Annotated in this window: 9 protein-coding genes; 5 read left to right on the top strand and 4 right to left on the bottom strand. The window is 44.0% G+C overall.

The features are described 5' to 3' along the window. Window positions 1-93: 93 nt before the first annotated feature. Entirely contained in the window at window positions 94-585 is a 492-nt protein-coding gene (locus AB4507_RS04810; protein WP_372182314.1) for a GAF domain-containing protein, read from the bottom strand. An 89-nt stretch (window positions 586-674) separates the two neighbouring features. Between AB4507_RS04810 and AB4507_RS04805 the strand changes: the two genes are divergently transcribed. The 4 genes from AB4507_RS04805 (at window position 675) to rsmF (ending at window position 8,024) form a co-directional block, all read left to right on the top strand. Beyond that, window positions 675-2,471 carry an ABC transporter ATP-binding protein gene (locus tag AB4507_RS04805; RefSeq protein ID WP_372182312.1) on the top strand — a complete coding sequence of 599 codons (1,797 nt, stop codon included), beginning with the start codon at window positions 675-677 and terminating at the stop codon, window positions 2,469-2,471. Between the two features lie 54 nt (window positions 2,472-2,525). After that, the gene (locus AB4507_RS04800) at window positions 2,526-3,809 is read left to right on the top strand and encodes a paraquat-inducible protein A (RefSeq protein WP_065585048.1); all 1,284 of its coding nucleotides are present in this window, start codon (window positions 2,526-2,528) and stop codon (window positions 3,807-3,809) included. After that, window positions 3,796-6,453 (top strand): MlaD family protein, encoded by a 2,658-nt coding sequence (locus tag AB4507_RS04795; protein ID WP_017063837.1) that lies wholly within the window; start codon window positions 3,796-3,798, stop codon window positions 6,451-6,453. The genes AB4507_RS04800 and AB4507_RS04795 overlap by 14 nt, the downstream gene beginning before the upstream one ends. Before the next feature lie 149 nt (window positions 6,454-6,602). Then, window positions 6,603-8,024: a 16S rRNA (cytosine(1407)-C(5))-methyltransferase RsmF gene (rsmF, locus tag AB4507_RS04790; RefSeq protein ID WP_017063836.1), complete on the top strand. Its 1,422-nt coding sequence runs from the start codon at window positions 6,603-6,605 to the stop codon at window positions 8,022-8,024. Window positions 8,025-8,323: 299 nt separating this feature from the next. On the opposite strand, the gene AB4507_RS04785 is transcribed toward rsmF, so the two are convergent. Beyond that, window positions 8,324-9,232 carry a S1 RNA-binding domain-containing protein gene (locus tag AB4507_RS04785; RefSeq protein WP_170962340.1) on the bottom strand — a complete coding sequence of 303 codons (909 nt, stop codon included), beginning with the start codon at window positions 9,230-9,232 and terminating at the stop codon, window positions 8,324-8,326. Between the two features lie 28 nt (window positions 9,233-9,260). Here AB4507_RS04785 and AB4507_RS04780 point away from each other — a divergent pair, with 28 nt between their 5' ends. Further along, entirely contained in the window at window positions 9,261-10,616 is a 1,356-nt protein-coding gene (locus AB4507_RS04780) for a hypothetical protein (RefSeq protein WP_017063834.1), read from the top strand. A 108-nt stretch (window positions 10,617-10,724) separates the two neighbouring features. On the opposite strand, the gene AB4507_RS04775 is transcribed toward AB4507_RS04780, so the two are convergent. Together AB4507_RS04775 and AB4507_RS04770 are read right to left on the bottom strand one after the other, a co-directional pair. After that, window positions 10,725-11,210: a PaaI family thioesterase gene (locus tag AB4507_RS04775; RefSeq protein WP_102394016.1), complete on the bottom strand. Its 486-nt coding sequence runs from the start codon at window positions 11,208-11,210 to the stop codon at window positions 10,725-10,727. Window positions 11,211-11,370: 160 nt separating this feature from the next. Further along, window positions 11,371-12,258 (bottom strand): putative PEP-binding protein, encoded by an 888-nt coding sequence (locus AB4507_RS04770; protein ID WP_017066315.1) that lies wholly within the window; start codon window positions 12,256-12,258, stop codon window positions 11,371-11,373. Window positions 12,259-12,292: the final 34 nt, after the last annotated feature.

The raw sequence follows: 12,292 nt of genomic DNA, 5'->3' as shown, positions 1-12,292 counted from the left end.
GTTCCTGGTTTTTGCGGTTTTCCGCGAGCATTAAGAAAATATTTTTACGTATTATAGAGAGATGCTTGGGAAAAACCACAGTAAGAGAATAATTTATGCCTTGTTCGCGTGCGAATTAAGCAGCTTTTCCACTTCTGCCATGAAAAATGTCAATCCGTCCTCGTCAATTTGAGAAAAACGACCAACATTTGGGCTATCAATATCAAGAACACCCGCTATTTTTCCGCCAATCGAGAACGGAATAACGATTTCTGAGTTACTTGCAGCGTCACAAGCGATGTGACCTTCGAACTCATGAACATCATGAATGCGCTGAACTGTATTCGACGCAACCGCAGTTCCACACACACCACGCCCGACCGGAATTCGCACACAAGCAGGTTGACCTTGGAAAGGGCCCAGTACAAGTTCGTCTTTTTCCTTAGCTAAATCCTGCTTCATTAAATAGAAACCCGCCCAATTCAAGTCATCCAATTCCATGAATAATAATGAACTGATATTAGCAAGATTAGCAGTTAGATCGGTTTCTGATTCAATTAATGCAACGGCTTGTTTGGTTAAGCGTTGGTAATGTTCTATTTTCATATTAACTTCCAATTAAATTGAGACTTCCATTATCAAGAGAACGCAGTAGAATGCGGCCATCAAACTAAATAGGACTTATTCTCATTACAATGAACAATTCAGAAGACACTATTAGCCGTTCTTGGTTAATAACTCAAGTAAAAAAACACAAGTCCAAATTACTGTTTGCTAACATTATTGCCATATTTGCAACTCTCATTAGTGTCCCTATCCCGTTGCTCATGCCATTAATGGTTGATGAAGTATTACTCGATAAGCCCGCTTCAGGCTTAGAGATGATGAACCACCTACTTCCATCTTCATTACAAACACCGACTGGCTATATAGCACTAACTTTGTTGTTAGTGATTATCATGCGCTCCGTTAGCCAAGCGTTGAACATTCTGCAAGGGCGTCAGTTTACGCTTGTGTCCAAAACAATTACCTATCAAATGCGCAGCAAGATGATAGATAAGCTTGGTCGCATTAGCATTAGACAATACGAAACCAAAGGCAGTGGCGGTATTAATGCTCACCTAATAACAGACATAGAGACAATAGATAAGTTCATTGGCTCGACTCTTTCTAAATTTATCATCAGCTTCCTGACCGTGTTCGGGACAGCGATCGTGCTGTTGTGGTTAGAGTGGCGTTTAGGATTGTTCATTCTACTGGTCAATCCTGTTGTTATTTATTTCTCTCGTAAACTAGGCAGCAAGGTTAAGCACCTTAAAAAGTACGAGAACCAATCTTTCGAACGTTTTCAGAATCGCTTGGTGGAAACCTTAGATGGTATTTACCAACTGCGTGCAGCGAATAAAGAACGCATTTTTCTCGATGAGCTTAAGATTCAAGCAAACCAAGTAAGAATCGATGCCGACAAATACGCTTGGCAATCTGAAGCTGCTGGCCGCGTTTCGTTTCTGCTGTTCTTACTAGGTTTCGAGCTTTTCCGTGCCGTCGCGATGCTAATGGTGTTATTCAGTGACTTAACCATTGGTCAGATTTTCGCGGTATTTGGCTACTTGTGGTTCATGTTAGGCCCGGTCCAAGAGCTACTAGGGATTCAATTCTCTTGGTATAGCGCGAAAGCGGCACTACAACGCATCAACGATCTTCTTCAGTTAGAAGAAGAGAAGCGCCCTATCAGTAAAGTGAACCCATTTACTGAAGATCAAGAAGTGACAGTTGACATCGAAGACGTTACATTCTCTTACACATTAGAAAACACTGTTTTAAATAGGCTATCGCTGCACATCCCTGCAGGTAAAAAAGTCGCTTTGGTCGGTGCGAGTGGAGGGGGTAAATCTACGTTAATCCAGTTGCTGATTGGGGTTTACCAAGCAGACTCAGGTTGCATTCGCTATAACGGTGAAACAACCGATGACATCAGCTTTGATGTAATACGCAATCAAATTGCCGTTGTTTTACAACAACCTATACTCTTTAACGATACATTAAGGCATAATCTGACCCTTGGTGCTGAATACGACGAAATGTCGTTGTGGCGTGCGCTTGAAGTCGCTCAAATGCAAGATGTCATCAAGCAACTGAGCAATGGCTTAGATACACAAATTGGTAGGAATGGCGTTCGACTGTCTGGTGGTCAACGACAACGCTTAGCAATAGCTCGTATGGTGCTGAGCAATCCTAAGTTTGTTATTCTTGATGAAGCGACATCTGCACTCGATACAGCAACAGAGTCAGCACTGCATAAAGCGTTGAGCGAGTTTTTGAAAGATCGCACAACTTTGATAGTGGCTCATCGATTATCAGCGGTGAAACAAGCCGATCTAATCTATGTTTTAGAAGATGGACAAGTCACACAGACGGGAACACATGGTGAATTGGTTGAACAACAAGGACTCTATCAAACACTCTACGGCAGTGTGCAATCGCACGCCTGATGTTTGTGGCTCTGAGTCTTTAAGTCGGGTTGCTAACCTAACTTACGTTTCAACTTGGGAGGTCGCGTGACCTCCCCATCCGTAACCAACCCTTTATCAACAAAACACCAATGCGACAGCAGCTCAGTGCGTCTTTGCCAGGGCTGCGAACTTCCCGTAGATAAAATGGACATCCCTTTAGGGAAATCAGCTTACTGTCCAAGGTGTGGTACTCAGCTTTATAGAGGCGGTACCCCTAGCCTCTCTGGAAACCTAGCAATCGCAATTACCTGCTTATTGCTGTTTATCCCATCGCACTTTTTTGAATTCATCAGTATTCGCCTGATTGGCGTCATGATACCCGCGACGTTACCATCGGGTGTTTTTACCTTAATGGGCGAAGGCTTCCCTCTGCTTGGCTTACTGATCCTGTTCTGCAGTTCGATCGCTCCGTTGCTCGTGTGTACATCGGTACTCATTACCCATTTATCATTGCGATTCAAATTTTTTACACCATTTAGGTATGCGTTAGCCATCATCCAGACATTAAAACATTGGATGATGTTGGATGTGTTTCTGGTAAGTTTGGCGGTCTCATGTTTCAAACTGCAAGATTACTCAGATATTTTTGTCGGCCCTGGATTGGTTGGCCTCATTCTTCTGCAGCTTTTCAGTGTATTGTTGGTAAGCCGCATCAGCGTGCGTCGCTACTGGGAAGCTTGGACAAAAGAATCTGACTACTCATTTACTGAAAGTAAGAACGTACACTGTCACAACTGCCACCTATCTCAACCGGATGGGCATACTTGCGTGCGTTGTCACCATGACTTATACCACCGCAAGCCCTACTCTATACAGAAGACATGGGCACTGTTGTTTGCCGCATCAGTGGCTATTGTCCCAGCCAACGTCATTCCGATTTCTATCCTTATCACCAACGGACAAAGGCTAGAAGACACAATAATTTCCGGTGTCGCGTCGCTAATAAATAGCGATATGTATGGCATTGCAGCGATCATTTTCATTGCCAGTATCGTCGTTCCCGTCGCGAAAATACTGGGCCTCGCGTACATCTTAATCTGTATCAAGATGAAGCGTACGATTTACCACAGGCAACGTATGACCATCTATTTCATCGTAAAATGGGTGGGAAAATGGTCGGTAATGGATCTGTTCGTTATTTCGATCATGATGACCTTGGTCGACCGCGGGCAAATTTTAAACTTTACACCAGGTTATGGTGCAGTCGCTTTTGGCGTCGTAGTTGTTCTCACGATGCTAGCAGCGGAAAGCTTAGATCCTAGGCTAATTTGGGATAACTACACCTCTAAAGATGAGTCAGTGAATGAACAACGATAACCAATCACAAACGTCATATTCACCAGAAGTAAGGAAAAACAAAGGCATCTCCCCTTTGTGGATTCTGCCGATATTAACCGTCGCCTTAGCCGGTTGGTTGGTCATGAAATCGATACACGATGCTGGGCAACGTGTGCAAATATACTTCTCAGATGCCGCAGGTTTAGTCGCAGGTCGAACAACGATTCGTTACCAAGGCTTAGAGGTGGGTATGGTGCGCGACATCACCTTATCCAAAGATCTATCGAGCATCTATGTCGATGCTGACATCTACCCAGAAGCGAAGAAACTACTATCAAAAGGCACACGTTTTTGGCTCGTAAAGCCAACGGCCAGTTTGTCTGGTATCTCTGGGTTAGATGCACTTGTTTCAGGTAACTATATCGCTATACACCCTAGCGAAACTAAAGAAGAGCCAGAAACCGTTTTTCAGGCTTTAGAGTCGTCCCCTTCTGATTTGCTGGCTTCTGAAGGTCTAAACATCTCATTGACGACCAAAGATCTAGGTGGTGTGTCTGTTGGCTCTCAAATCGTTTACCGTAAAATCCCAATTGGTGAGGTTTACAACTACCAGTTAAACGACAACGCGAAATCCGTTACGATTCAAGCGTCGATTAAAGATGAATACAGCCATATCATTACCGACCAAAGCCGTTTTTGGAATGTCAGTGGCTTAGGTGCCAGTATTGGCTTTTCTGGTGTTGATGTTCGCTTAGAGAGCCTAAGTGCATTGCTTGGCGGTTCAATTGCGGTCGACTCTCCAGGAGAAGGCCAACCGGTTGAGATGAATACTAAGTTCAAACTCTACCCAGATCTGAAAACAGCGGGTCGAGGTATCTCTATCAAGATTGCCGTTCCCGATGATAATAAAATCAGTGCAACGGGTGCTCCGATCATGTATCGCGGCATTGAAATCGGTCAAATCACTGATTTATCGCTAAGTGAAGGGCGTGAAAACGTCGTTGCATCTGCCGCTATCCAACCGGCATTCAGTGACTTTTTAAACAGCGGCAGTAAATTCGTTCTAGAAGAGGCTGAACTGTCGCTTACTGGCATGAAAAACATTGCCAATTTAGTGACAGGTAACTTTTTAACCTTGGTACCGGGTGAAGGTGAAAAGGCGCGTCGATTTACTGCAATCCGCAAAAATGAATTCAGTCAGGAACAAGAGAAATCCGTTGCGATTCGCTTAACGTCGAACAATTCGTTCGGGTTAGATGTCGGTACACAACTTCTCTACAAAGGCATTGCCGTTGGCTCTATCATCCATGTGGGATTAGTTGATGGTGTTGGTACGGGCTCTGATAAACACGAAGTCTTCATGGATGCACTTATCGATAATGAGTACGCGCACCTTATCAAAAGCCACAACCGTTTCTTTGTGACAGGCAGTGCGACGGCAGAGCTAACCGAATCAGGCTTGAGTGTTACGGTCCCACCAGCAAAACAGCTTCTTACCGGCTCGATTAGCTTTGTGAGTGAAGGTAAATCTGAAGCTCGAACGGACTACCAACTTTTCCAAAGTAAGTCGTTAGCAGAAATTGCTAAGTTTAATCAGTCTGGTTCAAAGACACTTTCTTTGTTTGCCAGTGAGTTACCTTCAATTTCTAAAGGCAGTCCACTCCTCTACCGCAACCTACAAGTGGGTAGTATTTCTGATTTTCAGCTTGCCGACGGTGGCGTAAGAATCAAAGTCACAATCGAAAATCGTTACACGCACTTACTCAACAAGCACACTGTTTTCTGGAACCGATCAGGCGTTGAGGTTGATGCGTCGCTATCGGGTATCAGCATTAAAGCGGCACCAGTTAAAACCCTTATCCAAGGCGGTATTGCTTTTGACTCTCTGCCGGGAATCGACAACAAACTTGGTGACGTGTGGAAGCTTTACAAAGATTCAAAATCTGCTCGAAAATTTGGCCGCGCGATTACTATCACCTCTTCTGGCGATCAAGAAGTCAACAAGGGCATGGCGATCAAATATCAAGGTGTCACTGTTGGTGAGGTTACTTTGGTGATTCCGAACTTCAACAAGGGCGGCATTGAAATTACTGCGCGTATTTTACCTGAGTACGTCGACAAGATTGCCGTGACGAACAGTCACTTCTGGTTGGCAGAACCTGAGATTGGCCTTAATGGCATCAAAAACGTCTCTGCGCTGCTCTCTAAACACATCAACGTAGACCCGGGCAAAGGTGAAAGAAACACGAAATTTGAGCTTAGCAAAGGACCTGTGCAGCCTGAAGGCAAGATATTCCAACTGCAAAGCGAAACGCGCGGCTCAGTATCTGAAGGTACACCTATCCTATTCCGTGAACTAGAAATTGGCAGTGTTATAGATGTTCAGCTGGGCGAGTTTGCTGATCGCATCATATCTACGATTCAAATAGAACCTGACTACGCGTATCTAATCCGCGCAAACACCGTGTTCTGGAACGTGTCGGGCGTCGATGTCTCTATCGGCCTGTCAGGCGCAAACATCAAAGCCGGAACGGTAGACAGCTTGTTAAGAGGTGGTATTACATTCTCAACGCCACCGACAAATGAACTTCAACCAGTAGCAAGCGAAGATCAGTCTTTCTACCTCTATCCTCAAGCCGAAGATGAGTGGAAATCATGGAGAACCGCAATTCCTCGTCCATAGAGTGAACTCTCTGACGTTTCTGGAAGATTAATTCTTCATCAAAATGCAGCCATTAGGCTGCATTTTTGTTGTTTGCTGCAAATATGGTTTAGGACGGCCTCATTTTGCTTTAAACTCCCCGCATTAATGCAATAAATCGAGATACTCTTTTGCACGCTAACGTATATATTCCTGAAGAATTCCTAACGCACATCGAAGCAATCATGCCTAGTCATCTAGATATGGCTTCTTTTGTTGCGTCATGCCAAAAACCACTTCGTAAAAGTATTCGAATCAACACATTGAAAATCAGTGTTGAAGACTTCCTAGTACGAGCAAAAGAGAAAGGCTGGGAACTGGAACCTGTACCTTGGTGTGAAACGGGCTTTTGGATTACAGCGGACGAAAGTGAAGCGCCACTAGGTAATACGGCAGAACACATGTCTGGTCTTTTCTACATCCAAGAAGCCAGCTCGATGATGCCACCCTCGGCACTTTTCCAAGGCGAAGCTGATTACCAAGCGGTGCTAGACACTGCGGCTGCACCAGGCTCTAAAACAACGCAAATCGCTGCGCTAATGAATAATCGCGGTGTATTGGTTGCCAATGAGTATGCAGCAAGCCGTGTGAAAGTCCTTCACGCCAACATCGAACGTTGTGGCGTTCGTAATGCCGCTCTAAGTAACTTTGACGGTCGAGTTTTTGGTGGTTGGTTACCAGAACAGTTTGATGCTGTGTTGCTAGACGCACCCTGCTCTGGCGAAGGCACCATTCGTAAAGATGCCGATGCGATGAAGAACTGGACGTATCAATCAGTGGTCGACATTGCCGACACGCAAAAAGATCTGATTGAAAGTGCATTCCATGCTCTTAAACCTAATGGTGTTTTGGTTTACTCAACGTGTACGCTTAGCACCGAAGAGAACCAACAAGTGTGTCATCACCTAAAAGAAACCTTTGGTGATGCGGTTGAATTCGAATCTCTGGAATCACTATTCGACAACGCAAAAGCAACCACGACAGAAGAAGGCTTTCTTCACATCTTCCCACAGGTCTATGACTCTGAAGGTTTCTTTGTTGCACGTATCCGTAAACTAGCGTCTGTTACTCCACCAGAAGTTAAAAAACGTATGGGTAAATTCCCATTTGAAAAAGCATCAAAGAAAACTCAGCAAGAAGTCGCTGAACAACTAATGAGTACTCTCGATATCGAATTGCCAAGCGATACTCAGGTTTGGATTCGCGACAAAGACGTTTGGCTATTCCCAGAAGCGCTAGAGCCGATGATCGGTGAGTTCCGTTTTTCTCGCATGGGAATCAAGATCGCTGAAACCCATAAAAAAGGTTACCGCTGGCAGCACCAAGTAGCGACAACGCTCGCAACAGGTAATGAAGCTAATGTTGTAGAGCTTAGTATTGAAGATGCTCGTGAATGGTTCATGGGCCGCGATGTTCGCCCTGAAAACTTGTCAGGAAAAGGTGAAGTACTAGTGAAGTACAATGGTGCAATCATCGGCCTTGGTAAGTGGGTTGGCAACCGAGTGAAGAACGGTTTACCACGCGAACTCGTGCGCGATAAGAACCTTTTCTAAAAGCGTTCGCACTGAGTACACCTTAATAAACAAAAAGCCCAAACAACGTTAATTGTTTGGGCTTTTTCTATTCTATCGGCCATATAAGTCAGTGTGCGAGCGCTTGTAAATCAACAGCTAATTATATAAATATCAATTCAAGTCACTATTTCCAAAAAGAAAAATCGCACTTTAGAGAATCTAAACTAGACTTCAATCTAACAGTCAAAAGATTAAAACGATTAGCGTAGGCTCTTCGGAGCCCTTTCCCCTAAGCCCAAACAGGAAGGTTTGGGCTTTTTTTTGACCGAAAGGACCGCTTACTTAACTAAGCTGATACCTTCTTTGTCGATAGTGATCTTGCCAGATTTGTATAGACCACCAATTGTCTTCTTGAACGTACCTTTGCTGGTTCTGAATGCAGAGAAAATAACTTCAGGAGAAGACTTATCATTCAAAGGCAGGTAACCGCCTTTCTTCTCAAGCAGGTCAAGAACCTTAGTGCTTAGGTCATCCATCTTAGCCACACCAACCTTCTGAAGAGACAAATCAATCTTACCGTCTTCTTCACGAACGTTTTTAATGTAGCCTTTTAGTGTTTTACCAATGAACAGCTTACCGATGATGTCAGATGGGAAAATCATACCCCAGTGTTCACCGTTCACGATCGCTTTGTAACCTAACTGGCTGCGCTCAGCGATAATGAGATCGACTTGCTCATTTTGCTTATAAGTCGCAGGCGTGTTGTCTAACCATTTGTTGAACTTCGTTGTACCAACGATACGGCTCGATGCTTTATCGATATACACATATACTAAGATTGACTGACCTTCGTTTAAACGGCCACGCTGCTCGCTGAAAGGAACAAGAAGGTCTTTACCTTTCACGCCCCAGCTCATGAATGCACCAGTGCTGTTAACACCTTCAACCGTCATCAAACCAAACTGGCCTACTTGAGCTATTGGTTTTTCAGTCGTTGCAGCGATCTGGTTGTCAGAATCTATGTATAAGAAAACATCTAGCTTTTGACCAATTTCAACACCTTCAGGAGTAAATCGTTTCGGCAGCAACACGGTTCCATAGTCGCTCGCGTCAAGGAATACACCGAAGTCTGCTTGTTTTACTACTTCTAAGTTGTTTATTTGACCAATATTAATCATCAAGATTTTCTCTACTTTAAATTTGGCGGTGATTATACGTGATCTCTGATATGCTTTCGCTAGTTTCATTCATATTTTTACATTCTAGGAGACATCGTTGATCACCGTTGATAAACAAGATGCGATAACACTCAAAATTAACCATGCAATGGCGAAGACCAAAAAGCTCGACATGGACGTTTATCTATTCATTCCCGGTGAACTTGGACTGACTCCTGAAGTGCTTTCTGAAAGTGCCTTTTTCTACAGCTCAATCACTCAAAAACGTGCCTACTATAGTGACAAAACACTTTTACCTTTGGTACACAGTCGCTTGGCAAAACGTGGACGCTTATCTACAACACAGTATCGTGTCAGTTTGAGTCTGTTTGCCTACCAATATGTTATCGCGTTAGATAAAGCAGTCAGCAGCTTAAATAAAACTGATAGTGACGACGTAACGGCTGATGAAGTAGATGAAGTCATTGAATTGGCTTTAGATATCTTGAAGAAGCTACGCCGAAGCATCCCTTACGAAGAAAATCTCAAGCGCTACTACGCTAATATCGATAACTACCTATCTTGGTATACCGAGCAAAAGTTCCTATCGCTAGTTTCACACATGCCACGAGGTAGTGAGTATTCAACGATTAAAGAACGACTCTTAACGCTTTGTGATAAAGAGACCGCGCACCGTAAACTGAACCGCTACAACTCAGCAAGAGTTCGAGAGGACGTTACCCGCTTGAGTAACAAGATGCGTTTGCTGCGTCGTTTGATTGAACACCCTATCGTGCTTAAAGAAAAGACAACGTCGATGGGTAAGAATGTTAAGCGTGCCGTGAAAGGCATCGCGACCGGTTTGGTGATGGTTGTCGTGACCACTACTGTGATCTTGGCTCGTGACTTTCTTGGTGAGATTACCGCCTCTTTCATCGTGGCAATGTCTTTCATTTACGCACTGCGTGAGATCTTTAAAGATGACTTGAGAGACATCCTTTGGCGCTGGCTGCGTAAAGGCAAGCCAAAATGGAAGCGTCGTTACTATGATCCAACGACCAACAAGTCAGTAGGCCATAAACTGGAATGGTTGGACTACGCAAATTTTTCTAAGCTTGCAGATCGCATTCAGTCGATCCGTAAAAAGCGTGTGGTACAACGTGAAGAGCAAATCTTGCATTACCGCTCTCATACTGAGATGTCGACATCGACCTTTATGAGTGGTTATGAGGAGACTCGTGAAACGTTATCGATCAGCCTAAGAGCGCTGACACGGTTGATGGATAAAGGCTCAAACAAGATCTACCGCTTGAATGAAGGACAAGTGAGCCGCGAATCAGTAGAAAAGCGTCATCTTCTCAACCTGATCATTAAAGAGAACAACCATGATAACGAACCAACCTACTACCGTTGGAAGATCGTTATGAACCGTTCAAAAATAGTTGATATTGAGCAGATCACTCAAGAGTCATAGAGCCGTTATAAAGTTCTCTATAACGGTATGTGGAAACCATTCACATACCGTTGTTTTATCTCTTCAACGTTACCCATGACTTCTAAACCAAAATCTATTATTTAATCGCTATTTTCTTGAAGGGACTTTCTTAATTGAAAGCGTAAGCGTGAACTCCGCCATCGGCTCGTCACCATGTAAAGATGGGCAAGTCGCGATAATGGTTACGGGTTGATTGACCCGTTCTCCGGTCGACATGGTTTCTGCCAGCATAGTGTTGATCAGCTGACCGTCGTTACAAGTGAAATGCACATCACCTTCAGGGCGCTTCAAAAAGTTACCCGTCACCTCTTTAAAAGCCAACGAGATCTTTTCACCTTGCTGCTGAGATTTGCTCATCGCAAGAAACCCACCCGCGACATCCGCACCTACAGCCAAAACGCCAAAGTACATACTGTTAAGGTGATTCTTAGTACGCCTTCTAAGCGGGATTTTCACTTCAACATGTTGGTTGTCCAACGCGAGTAGTTTTGGTCGGCACAACCAGATAAGTGGGACTTTGAAAAAGCCAAACATGCTTAAGTAGAAATTTGCTTTTTGTAGAGGGGTCAACATTCGGATTACCTAGTCAAATCAGTCATCAGACCAGTTAATCGATTAGCGATAGAGATGTCAAAAAAAATGTTACAAAAAAGAGATATCATCGCACAATGATATCTCTTTCATTCTCAAAGCATTAGCGCCTTAAGTCGGCTTATCAGGCAAGCTAATCGATTTACGCAGTCACGACCGTTTCTACGCATTCAAGATCAGCTATGTAACCTTGTAGACGTGGGTAATCCACTAAGCCTTGAGTTACTAGCAGCACTGGCTTCTTCGCGTTCAGGGTTGCTTTAACAATCATATCCAACAAGGTAATAACCGCTTCGTTTTGTGGATCAAAAGCGTGCTGCTGAGCTTCATTGTGTTTGTCTACGCCTAAAGTGAAAGACGCTAAGCTATCAACGTTTACCACTACACCATCGAAGTAATGCAGTAAACGTTCGCTCAGTAGCACTGCAGACGGCACATCGCACGAGAACAGTACTTTCAAACCGTTAAGGCCGCGTGGTAGCCCTTGCTCGGCAAGCAGGTCAATAATCTTAGCGGCATCGCTTAACGCACGAACGTAAGGCACAACTACTTCAACGTTGATGCCCTGCTCACGTAATGCCTTAATAACCTGACATTCTAAAGCGAAAGCCTTGCTGTATTCTGGTGTCGCGTAACGAGCAACGCCACGAACACCTAGTGCAGGGTTAATCTCTTCTGCTTCACAGTTCCCGCCAAGCAGCGAACGGAATCCATAGCTGTCTGCACTGCTTAATGCGATACGAACAGAAGTGTGATTTGGCTGAACGGCAGCTTGAATGGCAATCACTAAGGTCGAAACAAAATGCTCATCGACTGTTTTATCGCCAAGGATCGCTTCTAAAGACGTTTTTTCAATATCAGTCAAAGTATCTAAGTGACTCTCGATACTTGGGTGGTAGAAGACACGATCCATCACTAATTCTGATAATGAAACGTATAAGTGGTTAGAATTATTATTATCGTTGTAAGAAGGCAGCACATCACCTAAGACGAGTTCTGGGTGCAAAGTGCTTTGATTTTCTTGAGTCATTGCTGCTCCAGCATTTTTATGTTGTGTTCAAACG

This window comes from Vibrio sp. 10N.222.54.A3, from assembly GCF_041474095.1.
In the GTDB taxonomy this organism is placed as follows: Bacteria; Pseudomonadota; Gammaproteobacteria; order Enterobacterales; family Vibrionaceae; genus Vibrio; species Vibrio crassostreae_C.
The sequence above is the reverse complement of the archived record's forward strand: the minus strand, read 5'-3'. Positions and strand labels throughout refer to the sequence as shown.

Coding starts and splice junctions, on each gene's coding strand:
- AB4507_RS04795 (WP_017063837.1), top strand. CDS start 3,796: ATGAACAACGATAACCAATCACAAACGTCATATTCACCAGAAGTAAGG.
- AB4507_RS04775 (WP_102394016.1), bottom strand. CDS start 11,210: ATGTTGACCCCTCTACAAAAAGCAAATTTCTACTTAAGCATGTTTGGC.
- AB4507_RS04810 (WP_372182314.1), bottom strand. CDS start 585: ATGAAAATAGAACATTACCAACGCTTAACCAAACAAGCCGTTGCATTA.
- AB4507_RS04785 (WP_170962340.1), bottom strand. CDS start 9,232: ATGAAACTAGCGAAAGCATATCAGAGATCACGTATAATCACCGCCAAA.
- AB4507_RS04805 (WP_372182312.1), top strand. CDS start 675: ATGAACAATTCAGAAGACACTATTAGCCGTTCTTGGTTAATAACTCAA.
- AB4507_RS04770 (WP_017066315.1), bottom strand. CDS start 12,258: ATGACTCAAGAAAATCAAAGCACTTTGCACCCAGAACTCGTCTTAGGT.